Origin of the sequence: Agromyces mediolanus (assembly GCF_014648575.1) — a bacterium.
Taxonomy (GTDB): Bacteria; Actinomycetota; Actinomycetes; order Actinomycetales; family Microbacteriaceae; genus Agromyces; species Agromyces mediolanus.
The window spans coordinates 688,563-707,616 of sequence record NZ_BMRJ01000001.1; the positions used below are offsets into that span (position 1 = coordinate 688,563).

Here is a 19,054-nt window from a genome sequence, read left to right on the forward strand (position 1 = left end):
GGAGCATGCCTCACACCCTCGTGCTGCTTCGCCACGGCAACAGCGAATGGAACCAGCAGAACCTCTTCACCGGTTGGGTCGATGTCCGGCTCTCCGAGCTCGGCCTCGGCGAGGCCGCCCGCGCCGGCGAGCTGCTCGCTGCCGAGGGCGTGCTGCCCGACGTGCTGCACACCTCGGTGCTGAGCCGGGCCATCCAGACCGCGAACATCGCACTCGACGTGGCCGACCGGCTCTGGATCCCCGTGCGCCGCAGCTGGCGGCTGAACGAGCGGCACTACGGCGCCCTGCAGGGCCTCGACAAGGCCGAGACGCTCGAGAAGTACGGTCCCGAGCAGTTCCAGCTCTGGCGCCGCTCCTTCGACGTGCCGCCGCCGGCGCTCGCCGACGACGCCGAGTACTCGCAGGTCGGCGACCCCCGCTACGCGGAGCTCGCCGACGACGAGCTGCCCCGCACCGAGTGCCTGAAGGACGTCATCGCCCGCATGCTGCCGTACTGGGAGCAGGACATCATCCCCGACCTCGCGGCCGGCAAGACGGTGCTCGTGACCGCGCACGGCAACTCGCTCCGCGCGCTCGTGAAGCACCTCGACGGCATCAGCGACGCCGACATCGCCGAGCTCAACATCCCGACCGGCATCCCGCTCGTGTACGAGCTCGACGACGACTTCCGTCCGACCGGCCCCGGCCGCTACCTCGACCCCGAGGCGGCTGCGGCCGGTGCGGCCGCCGTCGCCGCCCAGGGAAAGAAGTAACGCAGGGCAAGAAGTAGCCCGGCGCCGGGCGGGACCGAGCGCACGACGCAGCGAGGGCCGGTGGATCATCCGATCCACCGGCCCTCGCTGTCTGCGCCGGTGCGACGCTACGGCGCCTCGGGCGCCCAATCGCCGGTCGCGAGGTACTGCACCTTCTTCGCGATCGACACCGCGTGGTCCGCGAAGCGCTCGTGGTAGCGGCTGGCGAGCGTCGCGTCGACGGTGTCGACGGCCTCGCCCTTCCAGGTCTCGCCGAGCACCTTGTCGAACACCTGCAGGTGCAGGGCGTCGATCTCGTCGTCCTCGTTGCGGATCTGCTCGGCGAGCTCGACGTCCTCGGTCGTCAGCAGCTCGGTGAGCTTCTTCGCGATCTCGACGTCGAGCCGGCCCATCTCGGCGAAGGTCGGCCGGAGCGTCTTCGGCACGACCTTGTCGGGGAAGCGGTAGCGCGCGAGCTGCGCGATGTGGGTCGACATGTCGCCCATCCGCTCGAGCGAGGCGCTGATGCGCAGCGCGCTGACGACGATGCGCAGGTCGCGGGCGACCGGCTGCTGACGGGCGAGGATCGTGATCGCGAGCTCGTCGAGGGCGAGCGCCGCCTGGTCGATGCCGTGGTCGTCGGCGATGACCTCCTCCGCGAGCGCCACATCGGACTCGTTGAACGCACGGGTGGCCTTGTCGATCGACTCCGCGACGAGACCGGCGATCTCGACGAGCCGGTCCTGGACCTCGCGCAGCTCCTGCTGGAACACCTCACGCATGACTGTGAATCCTCACACCTCTCTTGCATCGGCACGGACGCGCTGATGCACCGGTTCCGACCGGCGCGGCAATCCTCCCGATCGAAGGTGAACAGCAGGTGCCGTTCTCCTGAACACTGACCAACGTACCGTCGTATTCGGCCCGATCGGCGACGGACGCCCTTCACGCATCGTTAGTGTGGGAGCCATGGACTCCACCTGGGTGGTGGTCGCAGCGCTCGCCCTCGGCCTCTTCCTCGGCGCCGCCTTCATGGTCGTGCTGCACATGGCCGAACGACGCGGGCAGAGCGCGGCGAACGTCGCGACCCCGAGCGTGCCCGAGGGCGTCGATCAGGTGCTCGAGGTGCTCGACTCGGCCGGCGTCGTCGTCGACCCCTCGAACAACGTGCTGCGGGCGTCGCCCGGCGCGCTGGCCATGGGGCTCGTGCGCGGGCAGACGCTCGCCCACCAGGAGCTGCTCGACTTCGCCGGGCGGGTGCGCCGCACGGGGGAGCCGATCGCGGAGGAGCTCGAGCTCGCCCGCGGCCCCTTCGGCGAGCAGACGATGCTCGTGAGCGTCAGGGTGGCCCGGCTCGGCGCGCGCTTCGTGCTCATCGTCGTCGAGGACCGCACCGAGGCGCACCGCCTCGACGAGGTGCGCCGCGACTTCATCGCGAACATCAGCCACGAGCTCAAGACGCCGATCGCCTCGGTCGGCCTCCTCGCGGAGGCGCTCGGCGAGGCCGCCGACGAGCCCGCGCAGGTGCAGCGCTTCGCCGGCCGGCTCGAGGTCGAGGCGCAGCGGCTCGCGCGCATCACCGGCGAGATCATCGAGCTCTCGAAGCTCCAGGCGAAGGATGCCCTGCGGCCCGACACGATCGTCCGGATCGACGAGGTCGTGGCCGCCGCCGTCGACCAGAACCGGGTGGTCGCGCAGGCCAAGGACATCGACGTCGCGGTGCGCGGCGCGAAGCGGGCCGAGGTCTACGGCGACCGCGCCCTCCTCGCGGTGGCCGTGCACAACCTCATCGCGAACGCGATCGCGTACTCCAACGAGGGCGGCCGGGTCGGCGTCGGCGTCTCCACGAAGAAGGGCGCGGTCGAGATCTCCGTGACGGATCAGGGCGTCGGCATGGCCGCCGACGAGCTCGACCGCGTCTTCGAGCGGTTCTACCGCGTCGACCAGGCCCGCAGCCGAAACACCGGCGGGACGGGCCTCGGCCTCAGCATCGTGAAGCACACCGTGCAGAACCACGGCGGCGACGTCCGCGTCTGGTCGCAGCCGGGTCGCGGCTCGACCTTCACGATCCGACTGCCGCTCGCCGCGGCCGTCGAGCCCCAGGACCAGGAGGGCCAGCCGCCCGCCTCCATCGATCCCACCCCCGCATCCCGAGGAGCCGTCACGTGACTCGAATCCTGCTCGTCGAAGACGAGATCGCCCTGTCCGACCCGCTCAGCTTCCTGCTCGAGCGCGAGGGCTACGAGGTGGAGGTCGCCGCCGACGGCCGCGACGCCCTCGAGGCCTTCGACCGCGACGGCGCCGACCTCGTCCTCCTCGACCTCATGCTCCCCGGCCTGCCGGGCACCGAGGTCTGCCGGGAGCTCCGCAACCGTTCGAGCGTGCCGATCATCATGCTCACGGCGAAGGACTCGGAGATCGACATCGTCGTGGGCCTCGAGCTCGGCGCCGACGACTACGTGACGAAGCCCTACTCGACCAGGGAGCTGCTCGCCCGCGTGCGGGCCGTGCTCCGCCGACGGGTGGATGCGGCGGACTTCGACGACGCGGTGCTCGAGGCGGGCCGGGTCCGGATGGACGTCGACCGGCACACCGTCGAGGTCGACGGCGCCGCCGTGCCGATGCCGCTGAAGGAGTTCGAGCTGCTCGAGCTGCTGATGCGCAACGCCGGCCGGGTGCTCACCCGCGGCCAGCTCATCGACCGGGTCTGGGGGTCGGACTACTTCGGCGACACGAAGACGCTCGACGTGCACATCAAGCGCATCCGCTCGAAGATCGAGGTCTCCCCGTCGGAGCCGGTGCAGCTCGTGACCGTGCGCGGCCTCGGCTACCGCTTCGAGGCCTGAGCCGCGGCGGCGGCCCGTCCCGAAGGGGCGGGGCCGCGCGAAAGACCCCGGGTCGCCGCTCGTGCGAGCAGCGACCCGGGGTCTCGTGCGCGGGTGCCTTACGGCACGAGCGACTTGTACTCCGCGAGGGCGCCGTCGAGGACGGGGACGTTGATCTCCTGGCCCTCGGCGCCGCTGTACTGGAAGAACATCGGCATGAGCGAGCCGGGGATCGAGTCGATGCCGTCGAGCAGCACGGGCTCCTGGACCTCGAGGCCCTCGACGTCGTCGACGCCGAACGCGACGGTGCTGCCGGCGGCGATCTTGATCGGCTCGGTGACGGTGCTGCCGTCGCCGAACTCGACGTTCAGCGAGGCATCCTTGTCGCCGCGGTTCACGACCGTCATCACGAGATTGCCCTGCTCGCCGTCGTCGCTCACGACGAGGACGTTGCGGAGGTCGAGCTGGCCGACGTTGACGGAGACGCCGTCGCTCGCGTCGTAGTGCTCGGTGGTCGCCTGGTAGGTGATCATCGAGCAGCCGCTGGCGCCGATGACGATACCGAGAGCGAGAGCGGCGGATGCCGCGAGACGCGCCTTCACAGAACCTCCAAGTCCGAAGCCGTGCGCGCGGATCGGCCGTCGCGCACGCGTGGGAATCGTGTCGAGCATAGCCTACGGAGGTGCATGCCCGTGGAGGGCCGCATACCTTAGCACGATCCCTGATGTGATATCCTGAAAGTTGCCGAAAGGACTATCATTCATGCTTTTTGAGGTTGGCGAGACCGTCGTTTACCCGCACCACGGCGCTGCAACGATCACCGAGGTGAAGAAACGGATCATCAAGGGCGAAGAGAAGCTCTACCTCAAGCTGAACGTCACGCAGGGCGACCTCGTCATCGAGGTCCCCGCCGAGAACGTCGATCTCGTCGGTGTCCGCGACGTCATCGGCAAGGAGGGCCTCGATCGCGTGTTCGAGGTGCTGCGCGCGCCGTTCACCGAGGAGCCGACCAACTGGTCGCGCCGCTACAAGGCGAACCTCGAGAAGCTCGCGTCCGGTGACGTGATCAAGGTGTCCGAGGTCGTGCGCGACCTGTGGCGCCGCGACCAGGACCGCGGCCTCTCGGCCGGCGAGAAGCGCATGCTCGCGAAGGCCCGGCAGATCCTCATCTCGGAGCTCGCGCTCGCCGAGAAGACCGACGAGGAGCAGGCCTCGGTCGTGCTCGACGAGGTCCTCGCCTCCTGAGCCGCGATCGCGCCAGGCGCCGCACGCCCGCCGTCGCGGTGCCCGGTCCTGGCGGTACGCTCGGAGGGTGAGCACCCCCTCCGTCGCCGTCATCGTCGTCGCCGCGGGCAGCGGCACCCGACTCGGCCGGCCCGAGCCGAAGGCCTTCGTGCCCCTCGGCGACGGCACGCTGCTCTCGCACGCCGTGCGCGGCGTGCTCGGCATGCGTGAGCCCGTGCAGCTCGTCGTCGTGGTCCCGGCCGAGCGCGTCGACCAGACGCGCGCCGAGCTGCTGGCGAGCGCGGATGCCTCGGCCGAGCTCGTCGTCGTCGTCGCCGGCGGCGAACTCCGGCAGGACTCCGTCGCCGCGGGGCTCGCCCAGCTCGCCCCCGAGATCGGCGTCGTGCTCGTGCACGACGCGGCGCGGGCGCTCACCCCCTCCCTGCTCTTCGACGAGGTCGCCGCCGCGGTCCGCACCCGGGGCCACGGCGTCGTGCCGGGGCTCCCCGTCGTCGACACCGTGAAGCGCGTCGCCGACGGCCGGGTCGTCGAGACCGTCGACCGCGCCGAGCTCGCGGCGGTGCAGACCCCCCAGGGCTTCCCGCGGGGTGCGCTCGAGCGCGCCTACCGCCTCGCCGGCGGCGAGTTCACCGACGACGCCGCGCTCGCCGCAGCGGCGGGTGTGCAGGTCGACGTCGTGCCCGGCGATGTGCGGGCGTTCAAGATCACGGTGCCCGCCGATCTGCGCCGGGCCGAGCAGCTCGTCGCCGAGGCCGGCGCCGGAGCCGAGGCATCCGTTCGTGAGGGGGGCTCCGCCGCCCAGCCGCACGCCGACGACGCCGAACCGTCGATCCTCCCGCCCGAGCCCGTCGCGGAGCCGCGCGTGCTCGTGCCCCGCGTCGGCACGGGCGTCGACGTGCACGCCTTCGCCGACGACGACACGCCCCTCTGGCTCGCCGGGCTCGAGTGGCCGGGGGAGCGCGGCCTGGCCGGCCACAGCGACGGCGACGCCGCGAGCCACGCGATCTGCGACGCGCTGCTCGCCGCGGCCGGACTCGGCGACGTCGGCCGCATCTTCGGCACCGCCGACCCCGAGCTCGACGGTGCGCACGGCGAGGTGTTCCTCCGCGAGACGGTGCGGCGGGTCCGTGAAGCGGGCTTCGTCGTCGGCAATGTGAGCGTGCAGCTCGTCGGCAACCGGCCGAAGCTCGCGCCCCGCCGCGAGGAGGCCGAGGCGCTCCTCAGCCGCTTCGTGGGGGCCCCGGTCAGCGTCTCCGCGACGACGAGCGACGGCCTCGGCTTCACCGGCCGCGGCGAGGGCGTCGCCGCGATCGCGACCGCGCTGCTGCTGCCCGCCTGAAGTCCCGGGCGGCCCGCCCAGGTTCACGCGCCCGCCCGCCGGTAGGCTGGAGCGGTGACGCTCAGACTCTACGACACGAAGGCCCAGGCGCTGCGCGACTTCGTCCCCCTCCACGAGGGACGCGTCGGCATGTACGTGTGCGGCCCCACCGTGCAGTCGAGCCCGCACATCGGCCACCTGCGCAGCGCGCTCGTCTACGACCAGCTGCGCCGCTGGTTCGCCTACCGCGGCTTCGACGTGACCTTCGTGCGCAACGTCACCGACATCGACGACAAGATCCTCGACGCCGCCCACCGCGAGGGCCAGGGCGGGGCCGGCGAGCAGTGGTGGGCGCTCGCGTACCGCATCGAGCTCGAGTTCACCGCGGGCTACACCGCGCTCGGCATCCTGCCGCCGAGCTACGAGCCGCGCGCCACCGCGAGCGTGCAGCAGATGCAGCAGCTCATCGCCCGCCTGATCGAGCGCGGCCACGCCTACCCGGCCGCCGACGGCTCGGGCGACGTCTACTTCGACACCGCGAGCTGGGCCGACTACGGCTCGCTCACCCGGCAGTCGCGCGAGCATATGGAGGCCGCGGCCGACGCCGACCCCCGGGGCAAGCGCGACCCGCGCGACTTCGCCCTCTGGAAGGGGCGCAAGGCCGACGAGCCGGACTCGGCGGCGTGGGCCTCGCCGTGGGGGGAGGGGCGCCCCGGCTGGCACATCGAGTGCTCGGCGATGGCGGCACGCTACCTCGGCCCCGAGTTCGACGTGCACGGCGGCGGGCTCGACCTGCGCTTCCCGCACCACGAGAACGAGCTCGCCCAGTCGACCGCGGCGGGCGAGGGTTTCGCCCGCTACTGGATGCACAACGGCCTCGTGAACATCGGCGGGCAGAAGATGTCGAAGTCGCTCGGCAACTCGGTCTACGCGGCCGAACTGCTCGCGCTCGCCTCCCCGCTCGCGGTCCGGTACCTGCTCGGTCAGGCGCACTACCGCTCGACGCTCGACTACAGCCCGGAGTCGCTCACCGTCGCCGAGGCGGCGGTCGACCGCATCCGCACCTTCCTCAGCCGGGTCGAGCGCCGCCTCGCCGGCACGCGCTTCGCCGGGGTCGGTGCGCCCGTGGTGCCGGAGGCCTTCGCCGAGGCGATGGACGACGACCTCGGCGTCCCCCAGGCGCTCGCCGTGCTGCACGACACCGTCCGCGCGGGCAACAACGCGCTCGACGCCGAAGAGCTGCACGAGGCCGCCGTCGCGCACGGGCAGGTCGCCGCCATGGTGCAGGTGCTCGGCATCGACCCGCGCGACCCGCACTGGGCGAGCGACGACGCCGGGCCGGCGGCGACCGCACTCGGCGTGCTCGTCGAACGCCTGCTCGACGACCGCCGCGCCGCGCGCGACGCGAAGGACTGGGCGGCCGCCGACCGCATCCGCACCGAGCTCGCCGAGGCGGGCATCACCATCGAAGACAGTCAGACCTCGACCCATTGGAGCCTCTCATGAAGGGCAGCAGCGGAAAGCCGCGCGCCGGAGCCGTCCGCAAGGCCGCGCACTCGAAGCAGGTCGGCACCGGCGGACACGGGCGCAAGGCGCTCGAGGGCAAGGGCCCCACGCCGAAGGCCGAAGACCGGAGCTGGCACGTCGCCGGCAAGCGCAAGGCTGCCCAGGAGCGGTACGAGGCCGCCGGCGGCAAGGGCCGTGCCGGCGGGAAGGGCCGCTCGCAGCGGCCGGGCGCTCCGCGCGGCGCCTCGGGCGCCTCGCAGCGCTCCCGCTCGGGCGACGAGTCCGAGATCGTGACCGGCCGCAACGCGGTCGTCGAGGCGCTCCGCACGAAGGTGCCCGCCACGACGCTCTACCTCGCGCAGCGCGTCGAGATGGACGACCGGGTGCGCGAATCGCTCAAGATGGCGACGAACCGCGGCATCCCGGTGCTCGAGGTCACCCGCCCCGAGCTCGACCGTCTCTCCGGCGACGGGGGCGTGCACCAGGGCATCGCGCTGAAGGTGCCGGCGTACGAGTACGCCCATCCCATCGAGCTGCTCGACGAGGTGCTCGCCGGCGAGGAGACGCCGCTCTTCGTCGCCCTCGACGGCATCACCGACCCGCGCAATCTCGGGGCGATCATCCGCTCGACCGCCGCGTTCGGCGGCCAGGGGGTCATCGTCCCGCAGCGCCGCTCGGTCGGCGTCACCGCCGCCGCCTGGAAGACCTCGGCCGGCGCCGCCGCGCGCATCCCCGTCGCGATGGCCCCGAACCTCACCCAGACGCTGAAGGCCCTGAAGGAGCGCGGTGTGTTCGTGCTGGGCCTCGACGGCGACGGCGACGTGTCGCTCCCCGGCCTCGAGCTCGCCGACCGCCCGGTCGTGATCGTCGTCGGTTCCGAGGGCAAGGGGCTCTCGCGGCTCGTCACCGAGACGTGCGACGCGATCGTCTCGATCCCGATCAGCGCGGCCACGGAGTCGCTGAACGCCGGCATCGCCGTCTCGGTCGCGCTCTACGAGGTCGCCCGGCTCCGCGCCGCCGAGTCGGCCTAGGGTCGCGCGCGGCCGAGCGGCTGTCAAGGGGGCGGCGCGGCAGCGTCGTGCTCCGTAGCGTCGAGGGCATGGAACAGGACGCATACGACCGCATCTCCGAACTCGTGCACGCCGCCGACGTGGCGATGCTCACCACCGTCGGCGAGGGCGGGGCGCTGCACGCGCGGCCCCTCGCTGCGCTGCAGGAGCGCTTCGACGGCACGCTCCGCTTCCTCGTCGAGGACCCGAGCCCGAAGCTCGAGGCGCTCCGCGAGCACCCGCGGGTGAACGTCGCGTACTCGTCGAAGCGCGGCTACCTCTCCGTCGCCGGCGTCGCGCGCGTGGTCGAGGGGGAGGAGGGCGCCGTCGACGAGCTCTGGGGGCCGGCGGCCGAGGCCTGGTTCCCCGGCGGCCGGGAGGACCCGGAGCTCGTCGTGCTCGAGGTGCTGCCCGAGAGCGCGGAGTACTGGGCGCTGACGGAGCCGGGCGTCGTCGCGGCCGCGAAGGCCGTCAAGGCCTTCTTCACGAAGGAGCAGCCCGACGTCGGCGAGAACCGCGTCGTCGAGCTGTGAGGCCCGTCGGGCGGGCCGCCCGGATCAGACGTTGAGCCGCCAGTCGCGCTCGTCGTCCGGGTCGACGGCGGCGATGGATGCCGTGTCCGGCACGACCTCGATCGCGGCCGTGAAGGCATCGGTGGGCGGCCCGATCACGGTCGCCTCGTCGCGGCGGTGGCGCAGCACGGTATTGATGTAGCTCGTCACGGCTTCGGCGAGCGGGATGTCGTGGCCCGCCCGCTGCGCCATGAACCAGCGGTGCTCGAGCAGCTGGTGGAAGACCTCGGCCGGCTCGAGCTTGCCGCGCAGCTCGCTCGGGATCGCGCGCACGACGGGCTCGAACACCCGCATCAGCCACTCGTGGGCGACCATCTCCTCGTCGAGCTCGGTCTTGCCGTAGCTCGCGCGGTAGGAGTCGAGGTCGTTCAGGAGCCGGCGCGCCTGGTTCTCGCCCGTGTCGAGGCCGGTGAGGCGCAGCAGCCGGCGCTGGTGGTGGCCCGCGTCGACGACCTTCGGCTGGATCCGCACGGTCGTGCCGGTCTCATCGGTCTTGATCGCGAGCTCCTCGATGTCGAAGCCGAGGGCGTTCAAGCGCTGCACCCGCTCGTTGATGCGCCAGCGCTCGGCCGCCTCGAAGGACTCGGAGCCCGTGAGCTCGGTCCAGAGGGCGCGGTACGCGTCGACGATGCCGTTCGAGATGCGCACGGGGTCGAGCTCGTCGGCGACCCGGCCGCCCGCCTCGAGGTCGAGCAGCTCGCCCGCGATGTTCACCCGGGCGATCTCGAGGTCGTTCTCGCGCTGCCCGTTCGACAGCCCGCCCTCGTAGAGCTTGCCGGTCTCGGCGTCGACGAGGTACGCGGCGAACGCGCCCGCGTCACGCCGGAAGAGCGTGTTGGAGAGCGAGACGTCTCCCCAGAAGAAGCCGACGATGTGCAGCCGCACGAGCAGCACGGCCAGGGCGTCGACGAGCCGTGTCGCGGTGTCCGGGCGGAGCGTCTGCGAGAACAGCGCCCGATAGGGGAGCGAGAAGCGCAGATGCCGGGTGACGAGCACCGGCTTCAGCTCCTCGCCCTCGGCGTCCGTGCGGTTCGTGATGACGGCGACCGGCTCGACGCAGGGGATCTCGAGCCGCTGCAGCGTGCGCAGCATCTCGTACTCGCCCTTCGCCATCTCGGCGGTGGTCTCCTTGATCGCGACGATGTGCTCGCCGAGGTGCGCGAAGCGCACCAGGTGGCGCGAGATGCCCTTCGGGAGCGCCGCGATGGTGTCGCTCGGCCACGACTCGAGCGGGAGGTCCCACGGCAGGTCGAGCAGGGCCGGGTCGGCCATCGCCGAGGTGATCGAGAGGGAGCCGCTCATGAGCCCATCCTTCCAGGTGCGCGCCGTCCCCGGCCGGTGAGGCCTGGAAACGGCGGATGCCGGTCGGGATCGCTCCCGACCGGCATCCGGTGTTCGTGGGTCGGGCTCAGCCGGCCACGACGCGCGCGCCGAGGCGCTCGCCCGACTCGGCGTCGAAGACGTGCACGTGGTGCGGGGTCGGCGTGAGGTAGACGGTGTCGCCGGCGAAGGGGTGGGCGCGGCCGTCGACGCGGGCGACGATGTCGGTGCGCTTGCCCTCGATCTCCGAGTGGCCGTACAGGTAGCCGTCGGCGCCGAGCTCCTCGACGAGGTCGACCTTCACCTCGAGGCCCTCGCCGGCGGTGGTGGACACCTGGATGTCCTCGGGGCGCACGCCGATCGTGACCTGCGAGCCGCTCGCGTGGCCGAGCACGTCGCGCTCGACCGGGACGACCGCGGTGCCGAAGCGGATGCCGCCGTCGGCGATGTCGGCCTGGAACAGGTTCATCGCGGGCGAGCCGATGAAGCCGGCGACGAAGACGTTGGCGGGCTTCTCGTAGAGGTCGCGCGGGGTGCCGACCTGCTGGAGCAGGCCGTCCTTCAGCACGGCGATGCGGTCGCCCATGGTGAGCGCCTCGGTCTGGTCGTGGGTGACGTAGACCGTGGTGACGCCGAGGCGGCGCTGCAGCGAGGCGATCTGGGTACGCGTCTGCACGCGGAGCTTGGCGTCGAGGTTCGACAGCGGCTCGTCCATGAGGAAGACCTGCGGCTGGCGCACGATCGCGCGGCCCATGGCGACGCGCTGACGCTGACCGCCCGAGAGCGCCTTCGGCTTGCGGCTGAGGTAGGGCTCGAGGTCGAGGAGCTTGGCGGCCTCGAGGACGCGCGCGGCGCGCTCCTCCTTGCCGACGCCGGCGATCTTCAGGGCGAAGCCCATGTTCTCGGCGACGGTCATGTGCGGGTAGAGCGCGTAGTTCTGGAAGACCATGGCGATGTCGCGGTCCTTCGGCGGCACGTCGGTGACGTTGCGGTCGCCGATGAAGATGTTGCCGTCGTTGACCTCTTCGAGGCCGGCGAGCATGCGCAGCGAGGTGGACTTTCCGCAGCCGGACGGGCCGACGAGGACGAGGAACTCGCCGTCGGCGATCTCGAGGTCGAGCTTGTCGACGGCCGGGCGGGTGCCGCCGGGGTACAGGCGGGTGGCCTGGTCGAACGTGACAGATGCCATGATGGTTCTCCTTCACCGGCAGGTACGTGCCGGACGATCCGTAGTGATGGAAGCGCGTCGACGATGACGCCCGCTCAGTATCGCACACCGTCGAGGGTGCGCCGTCCGCCCCCCGAGCGGGGGCGTCCCGCCGGGCTCCGCGCGCGTCCAGCCGCCGTGTGGGTGATTCCCAGGCACCGTTCCTACTATCGTGGGTGCGTTCGCATGCAGACGTGCGCCCCCCACAGCGACCCGGAGTGACCATCGATGAGCAACGGCGGATCGAATCAGCCACGCCCCAACAAGAATGACCGCCGAGAGGCGGCGCGCGAGAAGGCCCGGGCCCTCCGCGAGGAGCAGAAGAAGCGGGAACGCCGCAACAAGATCCTGCTCCAGGGCGGCATCATCGTCGCCGTCGTCGCCATCGCGGCGCTCATCGGCGGGATGATCTTCAACAGCGTGAAGCCGGCGGGCCCCGGCCCGCGCAACATGGCGAGCGACGGCATCGTCTTCACGGGCAGCGACGGCGCCCTGACCCCGAGCGAGACGCCGGCGACCCCCGCCGGCGGCAAGCCCACGCCGACGAAGCAGGACGACTCGGGCGAGGTCGCGAACATCGTGACCTACATCGACTACCTGTGCCCCTACTGCGGCCAGTTCGAGCAGACGAACCGCGAGGCGATCAAGACGATGGTGGAGCAGGGCGCCGCCACGCTCGAGGTGCACCCGATCGCCATCCTCACGAACCGCTCGGCGGGCACCCAGTACTCGCTCCGCGCCGCGAACGCGGCCGCCTGCGTCGCGGACCTCTCGCCCGAGAACTTCCTCGACTTCAACGACGCGCTCTTCGACAACCAGCCCGCCGAGGGCTCGACCGGCCTGAGCAACGACGACATCAAGAAGCTGGCCGAGCAGGCGGGCGTCGGCTCGCTGTCCAAGGTCGAGAAGTGCATCGACGACGTGCAGTTCAAGAGCTGGGTGCAGGACGCCACGAACCGCGCGCTGAGCGGCCCGCTGCCGAACACCACCGAGGTCGAGTCCGTGAAGGGCACCCCGACGGTGCTCGTGAACGGCAAGCAGTACACGGGCTCGCTCTCGGAGCCGACCGAGTTCCAGGCCTTCGTCACGCAGGCGGCGAGCCAGAGCTTCACGAACTCGACGCCGAGCCCCAGCGAGACGCCCACTCCGACGCCCGCGCAGTAGCGCCCGCGTCGAGGCATCCGCCTTCGAACGGCCCGCCCCCGCACTTCGCGGAGGCGGGCCGTTCGGCGTCCGAGCCAGGCGCGGGCGCCGACGAAGCCCGCCGCTAGGATGGGCGTGGCCACTCGCACGCCGGCTTGGCGCAATTGGTAGCGCACCGTACTTGTAATACGGGGGTTGCAGGTTCAAGTCCTGTAGCCGGCACTGAAAAGGCCCGGAGCAGGCGTCCCGCCGTCTCCGGGCGGTCGCGCGACGCGTTCTGCGTGTCCGCCCTGACGTCTTCCTGCGTGTCCGCCCTGAAGTATTGCGTCACTTACGGCGCCGAAACCTCCGTCGATGGAGACTGGATCGTCCCTGATCCGGTTTCTCCCCCGAGAGAGCGATTCGCCCGATGTCGCAGCACCATCCCTATCTCGTCCATGCCTGGCCGGAACACCGCTGGTGGGTGGTCTCCGTGCCGGACCTCGACGCGTTCGCGCAGGTGCAGCGCCGCGAGGAGATCGGGATCGCGGCGAGCGAGCTGATCGCCGAGTGGGCGCCGCGTTCACGCCAGAACGCCGAGTACACCCTCGAGGTGCTGGACGGTCCGCCCGCCGGGTGAGCAGCTCGTCCAAGTGGATCGGCCGAGGCGCCGCCGGGGGCTAGGCTCGTTCTGGTTTCGGCTTCCTCGTTCCCGTGCGCCGGGAGCAGCGGGAATCCGCGGGTACTCGACGGGCAAGGAAAGGGCGGGCACGTGGCCTCCAGCGACCGTTCCCAGCCCGAGGCCGCCGATCTCCCGGCTCGCCCGGCCGCCCACCCGCACCTCGAGCGCGGCCAGTTGCCCGTGCTTCTCGCGCTCGTCATCGCGGTCGCCGCGGGCGCGCTCACCGCGGTGCAATCGCGCATCAACGGCGAGTTCGCCCGCGTGGTCGGCGACCCGTACACGGCCGCGGCGATCTCGTTCGGCAGCGGCCTGCTGATCCTCTCCCTCGCGATGTGCGTCTGGAAACCGGGTCGGGTCGGCCTCGGCCGGGTCCGCGAGGCGCTCGCCGATCGGCGGCTCGCCTGGTGGATGCTGCTCGGCGGGCTCGCCGGCGCGTGGTTCGTGACGACCCAGGGGCTCTCCGCTGCGACGCTTGGCGTGGCGCTGTTCACCGTGGCGATCGTGGCGGGGCAGACGGTCGGAGGCATCCTCTTCGACCTCATCGGGCTGGGGCCCGGCGGCCGTCGTCGGCTGACGCCCACCCGCGTGCTCGGCGCCGTCCTCGCACTCGGGGCGATCGCCTGGGCGGTCTCGGCCCAGCTGGCGCACGACGTGCCGCTCCTGCTGATGCTGCTGCCGTTCACGGCCGGCGTCGGCGTCGGCTGGCAGCAGGCGGTCAACGGGCGCGTCAAGCAGGCCGCGGGGAGCGCCCTGACGGCCACGTTCGGCAACTTCCTCGGCGGAACGATCGCGCTCGTCGTCGCGGCGCTCGTGCACGGCGCCGTCGCGGGGTTCCCGGCGCTCCCCGGCACGTGGTGGCTCTACCTCGGCGGTGCGCTCGGCTGCGTGTTCATCGCGGCGCAGGCGGCCGTCGTCCGCACGATCGGCGTGCTGCTGCTCGCCCTGTGCGGGGTGGCGGGGCAGCTCGCCGCCGCCCTCGCGCTCGACCTCCTCCTGCCGACCGCGGAGCGGCCCCTGGAGCTCGCCACCGTCGGCGGGACCGTGCTGGCGCTCGTCGCGGTGCTGGTCGCGAGCATCCGCTGGTCGCGGCACGCCCACCCGGCGAAGGACGGCGCCGAATAGCGGTTCAGCCGCGCGATTCGAACCGTTCGGCGACGTCGGGATCGCGCCGCTCCGGCCGGGGCTCCTCGGGGCGGCCGCCGACGTACAGCCAGCCGAGCAGCAGCTCGCCGTCGGCGAGCCCGTGGAACTCGGCCACGGCCGTGTCGCGGGTGTAGGGGCCGGAGCGCCACATGACGCCCCAGCCCGCCTCGTCCAGCAGCAGGCTCAGCACATGGGCGACGCCGGAGGCGACGGCCTCCTGCTCCCAGGCGTGCACCTTGAAGTGCGGGCGCGTCGTCGCGACGACCGCGACGAGCAGCGGCGCGCGCAGCGGCTTCGCCGCGACCTTGCCCGGGTCGGCGCCCCGGGCCGCGGCGGCCTCGCCGAGCGCCCGGCCGAGCCCTGCGCGGGCGTCGCCGCGGAGGGCGATCACCCGCCAGGGCGCCAGGGAGCCGTGATCGGCCACGCGGCCCGCGGCCTCGAGCAGCCCGAGCAGTTCGGCGTCGTCGGGTGCGCGCTCGGTCACCTTGGGGGAGGAGCGGCGCCGGAGGGCCGCCTCCCTCGCGGAGCCCACGCTCAGGATTCCGGCGTGAAGTCGAGCGCGATCGAGTTCATGCAGTAGCGATCACCCGTCGGAGTGCCGAAGCCGTCGGGGAAGACGTGCCCCAGGTGGGACCCGCAGCTCGCGCAGCGCACCTCGGTGCGCACCATGCCGAGGCTCGTGTCCTCGATCAGCTCGACCGCCTCCGGGCGGACGGACTCGTAGAAGCTCGGCCATCCGCAGCCGGAGTCGAACTTCGTGCCGCTCTTGAACAGTTCGGCGCCGCACGCCGCGCACTGGTAGACGCCTGCGCGGTGCTCGTCGAGCAGCTCGCCCGTCCACGGGCGCTCGGTCGCCGCCTCGCGCAGCACGGAGTACTGCTCGGCGTCGAGCTCCTGGCGCCACTGCTCGTCGCTCTTGTCGACCCGATAGCTCATTCTCGGAATCCTCTCGATTCGTTCCGCGCCGGGCGGACCCGCGAGCCGGGGGTAGCTCGCGCGATCGCCGCCAGCTCCATCGTGGCAGGCTCGGCGCGCCGGACAAACCCGGCACGGTCATACAACGTGCGCGAGTCCGGGGCTGTTCCCGGCGTTTCGTCGACGGCGGATGCCGAACACACGCCGCGCGCGCGGCATCCTCCCGGCGGCCCGACCCTAGGATGTGCTTCGAGGCGCGCACCGCGCGGCGAGAGCTGGAGGCGAGACGATGGGCGCAAGCGGCACGACGGGCGCGGACGCCGCGCTCGACGACCGCTCCGTGCGCATCCTCGCCTTCGAGGCGCGGGCCTGGCCGGACGCGGATGCCAAGGGCGAGGCCATCCGCACCGAGCTCGGCCTCAGCGGCGCCAGGTACTACCGGCTCCTCAGCGGCATCATCGAGCAGCCCGCCGCGCTGCGTCACGACCCGCTCCTCGTGAACCGCCTCCTGCGCCTGCGCGACGCCCGCGTCGCAGCCCGGGCGCACCGGACTCCCACGCCCGGCCGGACGCTCGACTGAGCGCGGCCCCGACGAACGAACTGGACCCATGGCGCAGAACTTCCCTCGCGATCGCTTCGACAGCCTGCCGAACGGCATCGACCGCGTCGGCGCGCATCGAGCTCCCTCGCGACGCGGTCGAGCGTGGATCGGCTTCGGGATCGCCGCGCTCGCCACGGTGCTGCTCGTCGCCGGCGGCATCATCTGGCTCATGGTGTTCAACGGGCGGCTGAACTTCGCGGAGCCCTCGACGCCGCCGCAGACCGAGCAGCCCGTGGAGACCGCTCCGCCGACGATCGCCCCCGAGGTGCCGGTGCTCGTGCTGAACGGCACGGACGTGTCCGGGCTCGCGAGCACCGCCTCCGACGTCCTGCAGGGCGCCGGGGTGCCGGTGGCCTCCGCGGCGAACGCGAGCGACAGCAGTTTCCAGACGACGACCGTCTACTACGCGAGCCCCGAGCTCGAGGGCGCCGCGCGGGGCGTGCTCGGCGCGCTCGGGGTGGGCGACGTCGGCCTCGACCCCTCCATCGCGGAGACGGGCGGCACGATCACCGTGGTGCTCGGCGCGGACTACGCGGCCGCGGTCGGCGGGTAGCCGGGATCGGGACCATTCCGGGATGCGACGCGGTCTCGCCGCTCGAAGCGGAGAATCGTTGCCATTCCGCGATCTTTTCTCCGCCCCCGGCTCTTGTGCGCCCCGGCGTGCATCTGTGAGCATGCTGAGCCGACGCGCAACTCCGCCGTCGTTCGAATGCGAATCTGGGAGCAAGCATGGCGAACGGGACCGTCAAGTGGTTCAACGCTGAGAAGGGGTACGGCTTCATCACGGTCGACGGGGGTGGGCAGGACGTGTTCGTCCACTACTCCGCGATCGAGATGAGCGGGTACAAGGTGCTCGAGGAGGGCCAGCAGGTCGCCTTCGAGCTCGGCACCGGATCGAAGGGGCCGCAGGCCGAATCGGTCCGCGCCGTCTGAATCACGACCGTTCCAGAACGCGCTCCCGGTCGGCGGGGGCGCGTTCTGTCGTGCGCGCCGGCTGAGGGCCGGGCGAGCGCGCCGCTCGCCTTGCACTCTCGAACGCAGAGTGCCAGAATCGTCTTAGCACTCGTTCGTTTCGAGTGCTAACCACCATTCTTTTGACGTCCGTGAAGGGACGAGAGGAAACTCATGGCAAAGATCATCGCTTTCGACGAGGAAGCCCGTCGTGGGCTCGAGCGCGGCCTGAACACGCTCGCCGACGCGGTCAAGGTCACCCTCGGCCCGCGCGGCCGCAACGTGGTCCTCGAGAAGAAGTGGGGCGCCCCCACGATCACGAACGACGGTGTCTCGATCGCCAAGGAGATCGAGCTCGACGACCCGTACGAGAAGATCGGTGCGGAGCTCGTCAAGGAGGTCGCCAAGAAGACCGACGACGTCGCCGGTGACGGCACGACCACCTCGGTCGTCCTCGCCCAGGCGCTCGTGCGCGAGGGCCTCCGCAACGTCGCCGCCGGCGCCGACCCCATCTCGCTGAAGCGCGGCATCGAGAAGGCCGTCTCGGCCGTCTCGGAGGAGCTCCTCGCCGCTGCGAAGGAGATCGAGACCAAGGACGAGATCGCCGCCACCGCGTCGATCTCCGCCGCCGACCCCCAGATCGGCGAGATCATCGCCGAGGCGATCGACAAGGTCGGCAAGGAGGGCGTCGTCACCGTCGAGGAGTCGAACACCTTCGGCACCGAGCTCGAGCTCACCGAGGGCATGCGCTTCGACAAGGGCTACCTGTCGGCGTACTTCGTCACCGACCCCGAGCGCCAGGAAGCGGTCTTCGAGGACCCGTACATCCTCATCGCGAACAGCAAGGTCTCGAACATCAAGGACCTGCTGCCCATCGTCGACAAGGTGATCCAGACCGGCAAGCAGCTGCTCATCATCGCCGAGGACGTCGACGGCGAGGCGCTCGCGACCCTGATCGTCAACAAGGTCCGCGGCATCTTCAAGTCGGTCGCCGTCAAGGCCCCCGGCTTCGGCGACCGCCGCAAGGCCCAGCTGCAGGACATCGCCATCCTCACCGGTGGCCAGGTCATCAGCGAGGAGCTCGGCCTCAAGCTCGAGAACGTCACGCTCGACCTGCTCGGTCAGGCGCGCAAGGTCGTCATCACCAAGGACGAGACGACCATCGTCGAGGGTGCCGGCGACGCCGAGCAGATCGCCGGTCGCGTCGCGCAGATCCGCCAGGAGATCGAGAACACCGACTCCGACTACGACCGCGAGAAGCTTCAGGAGCGCCTCGCCAAGCTCGCCGGCGGCGTCGCCGTCATCAAGGCGGGCGCGGCGACCGAGGTCGAGCTCAAGGAGCGCAAGCACCGCATCGAGGACGCCGTCCGCAACGCGAAGGCCGCCGTCGAGGAGGGCATCGTCGCCGGTGGTGGCGTCGCCCTCATCCAGGCCGGCAAGGCTGCGTTCGAGAAGCTCGAGCTCGTCGGCGACGAGGCGACCGGTGCGAACATCGTCAAGGTCGCGATCGAGGCGCCGCTCAAGCAGATCGCCCTCAACGCGGGCCTCGAGCCGGGCGTCGTGGCGAACAAGGTGTCGGAGCTCCCCGCGGGTCACGGCCTCAACGCCGCGACCGGCGAGTACGGCGACCTGCTCGCCCAGGGCATCATCGACCCCGCCAAGGTGACCCGTTCGGCGCTGCAGAACGCCGCGTCGATCGCCGGCCTCTTCCTCACCACCGAGGCCGTCGTCGCCGACAAGCCCGAGAAGTCGGCCGCTCCGGTCGCCGACCCGACGGGTGGCATGGACTTCTAGTCCGTACGCGGGCGCTCGCTGCGAGCGCACCGCACCGGGGTGCCAGCACCCCGCAGCGCGCGAAGGGCGCCTC

21 protein-coding genes and 1 tRNA gene are annotated in these 19,054 nt (G+C 71.6%); 16 read left to right on the forward strand and 6 right to left on the reverse strand.

Annotation, left to right across the window (positions count from 1 at the left end; all coding sequences use genetic code 11):
* Positions 1-5 precede the first annotated feature (5 nt).
* Positions 6-752 carry a phosphoglyceromutase gene (locus tag IEY71_RS03190; RefSeq protein ID WP_189083839.1) on the forward strand — a complete coding sequence of 249 codons (747 nt, stop codon included), beginning with the start codon at positions 6-8 and terminating at the stop codon, positions 750-752.
* A 107-nt stretch (positions 753-859) separates the two neighbouring features.
* On the opposite strand, the gene phoU is transcribed toward IEY71_RS03190, so the two are convergent.
* Positions 860-1,513 (reverse strand): phosphate signaling complex protein PhoU, encoded by a 654-nt coding sequence (gene phoU, locus IEY71_RS03195; RefSeq protein ID WP_189083840.1) that lies wholly within the window; start codon positions 1,511-1,513, stop codon positions 860-862.
* Positions 1,514-1,700: 187 nt separating this feature from the next.
* On the opposite strand from phoU, the gene IEY71_RS03200 reads away from it, so the two are divergent.
* Both IEY71_RS03200 and IEY71_RS03205 read left to right on the forward strand, forming a co-directional pair.
* The gene (locus tag IEY71_RS03200) at positions 1,701-2,900 is read left to right on the forward strand and encodes a sensor histidine kinase (RefSeq protein ID WP_189083841.1); all 1,200 of its coding nucleotides are present in this window, start codon (positions 1,701-1,703) and stop codon (positions 2,898-2,900) included.
* Entirely contained in the window at positions 2,897-3,577 is a 681-nt protein-coding gene (locus IEY71_RS03205) for a response regulator transcription factor (RefSeq protein WP_189083842.1), read from the forward strand. Before IEY71_RS03200 ends, IEY71_RS03205 begins: the two co-directional genes overlap by 4 nt.
* A 98-nt stretch (positions 3,578-3,675) precedes the next feature.
* Here the strand turns inward: IEY71_RS03205 and IEY71_RS03210 are convergent, their stop codons facing one another.
* On the reverse strand, positions 3,676-4,158 hold the full coding sequence (locus IEY71_RS03210) for a hypothetical protein (protein WP_189083843.1): 483 nt from the start codon (positions 4,156-4,158) through the stop codon (positions 3,676-3,678).
* Positions 4,159-4,318: 160 nt separating this feature from the next.
* Here IEY71_RS03210 and IEY71_RS03215 point away from each other — a divergent pair, with 160 nt between their 5' ends.
* The 5 genes from IEY71_RS03215 (at position 4,319) to IEY71_RS03235 (ending at position 9,207) form a co-directional block, all read left to right on the forward strand.
* Positions 4,319-4,801, forward strand: a complete 483-nt coding sequence (locus IEY71_RS03215; RefSeq protein WP_189083844.1) for a CarD family transcriptional regulator — start codon at positions 4,319-4,321, stop codon at positions 4,799-4,801.
* A gap of 67 nt (positions 4,802-4,868) precedes the next feature.
* Entirely contained in the window at positions 4,869-6,140 is a 1,272-nt protein-coding gene (gene ispD / locus IEY71_RS03220) for a 2-C-methyl-D-erythritol 4-phosphate cytidylyltransferase (protein WP_189083845.1), read from the forward strand.
* Between the two features lie 54 nt (positions 6,141-6,194).
* On the forward strand, positions 6,195-7,625 hold the full coding sequence (gene cysS / locus IEY71_RS03225; RefSeq protein ID WP_189083846.1) for a cysteine--tRNA ligase: 1,431 nt from the start codon (positions 6,195-6,197) through the stop codon (positions 7,623-7,625).
* Entirely contained in the window at positions 7,622-8,656 is a 1,035-nt protein-coding gene (gene rlmB / locus IEY71_RS03230) for a 23S rRNA (guanosine(2251)-2'-O)-methyltransferase RlmB (RefSeq protein ID WP_189083847.1), read from the forward strand. Before cysS ends, rlmB begins: the two co-directional genes overlap by 4 nt.
* A gap of 68 nt (positions 8,657-8,724) precedes the next feature.
* Positions 8,725-9,207 (forward strand): pyridoxamine 5'-phosphate oxidase family protein, encoded by a 483-nt coding sequence (locus IEY71_RS03235; RefSeq protein ID WP_189083848.1) that lies wholly within the window; start codon positions 8,725-8,727, stop codon positions 9,205-9,207.
* 24 nt (positions 9,208-9,231) lie between these two features.
* Here IEY71_RS03235 and IEY71_RS03240 read toward each other — a convergent pair whose 3' ends face one another.
* On the reverse strand, positions 9,232-10,548 hold the full coding sequence (locus IEY71_RS03240; protein ID WP_189083849.1) for a DUF4032 domain-containing protein: 1,317 nt from the start codon (positions 10,546-10,548) through the stop codon (positions 9,232-9,234).
* Positions 10,549-10,654: 106 nt separating this feature from the next.
* Positions 10,655-11,755: an ABC transporter ATP-binding protein gene (locus IEY71_RS03245; protein ID WP_189083850.1), complete on the reverse strand. Its 1,101-nt coding sequence runs from the start codon at positions 11,753-11,755 to the stop codon at positions 10,655-10,657.
* 246 nt (positions 11,756-12,001) lie between these two features.
* On the opposite strand from IEY71_RS03245, the gene IEY71_RS03250 reads away from it, so the two are divergent.
* The 4 genes from IEY71_RS03250 (at position 12,002) to IEY71_RS03265 (ending at position 14,699) form a co-directional block, all read left to right on the forward strand.
* Positions 12,002-12,937: a DsbA family protein gene (locus IEY71_RS03250; protein WP_189083851.1), complete on the forward strand. Its 936-nt coding sequence runs from the start codon at positions 12,002-12,004 to the stop codon at positions 12,935-12,937.
* Between the two features lie 128 nt (positions 12,938-13,065).
* A tRNA-Thr gene (locus IEY71_RS03255) sits at positions 13,066-13,138 on the forward strand.
* 187 nt (positions 13,139-13,325) lie between these two features.
* A complete protein-coding gene (locus IEY71_RS03260) occupies positions 13,326-13,535 on the forward strand; it encodes a hypothetical protein (protein ID WP_189083852.1) in 210 nt (69 codons plus the stop codon).
* Positions 13,536-13,667: 132 nt separating this feature from the next.
* The gene (locus IEY71_RS03265) at positions 13,668-14,699 is read left to right on the forward strand and encodes a DMT family transporter (RefSeq protein WP_229781504.1); all 1,032 of its coding nucleotides are present in this window, start codon (positions 13,668-13,670) and stop codon (positions 14,697-14,699) included.
* 4 nt (positions 14,700-14,703) lie between these two features.
* Here IEY71_RS03265 and IEY71_RS03270 read toward each other — a convergent pair whose 3' ends face one another.
* Entirely contained in the window at positions 14,704-15,252 is a 549-nt protein-coding gene (locus IEY71_RS03270; RefSeq protein WP_189083853.1) for a nitroreductase family protein, read from the reverse strand.
* 2 nt (positions 15,253-15,254) lie between these two features.
* Positions 15,255-15,656 (reverse strand): peptide-methionine (R)-S-oxide reductase MsrB, encoded by a 402-nt coding sequence (gene msrB / locus IEY71_RS03275; protein WP_189083854.1) that lies wholly within the window; start codon positions 15,654-15,656, stop codon positions 15,255-15,257.
* A gap of 268 nt (positions 15,657-15,924) precedes the next feature.
* On the opposite strand from msrB, the gene IEY71_RS03280 reads away from it, so the two are divergent.
* From IEY71_RS03280 to groL, 4 genes are all read left to right on the forward strand, one after another.
* On the forward strand, positions 15,925-16,215 hold the full coding sequence (locus IEY71_RS03280; RefSeq protein ID WP_189083855.1) for a DUF3263 domain-containing protein: 291 nt from the start codon (positions 15,925-15,927) through the stop codon (positions 16,213-16,215).
* A gap of 28 nt (positions 16,216-16,243) precedes the next feature.
* Positions 16,244-16,789: a LytR C-terminal domain-containing protein gene (locus tag IEY71_RS03285; protein WP_189083856.1), complete on the forward strand. Its 546-nt coding sequence runs from the start codon at positions 16,244-16,246 to the stop codon at positions 16,787-16,789.
* 176 nt (positions 16,790-16,965) lie between these two features.
* A complete protein-coding gene (locus IEY71_RS03290; protein WP_189083857.1) occupies positions 16,966-17,169 on the forward strand; it encodes a cold-shock protein in 204 nt (67 codons plus the stop codon).
* Positions 17,170-17,361: 192 nt separating this feature from the next.
* Positions 17,362-18,981: a chaperonin GroEL gene (groL, locus tag IEY71_RS03295; RefSeq protein WP_189083858.1), complete on the forward strand. Its 1,620-nt coding sequence runs from the start codon at positions 17,362-17,364 to the stop codon at positions 18,979-18,981.
* Positions 18,982-19,054: the final 73 nt, after the last annotated feature.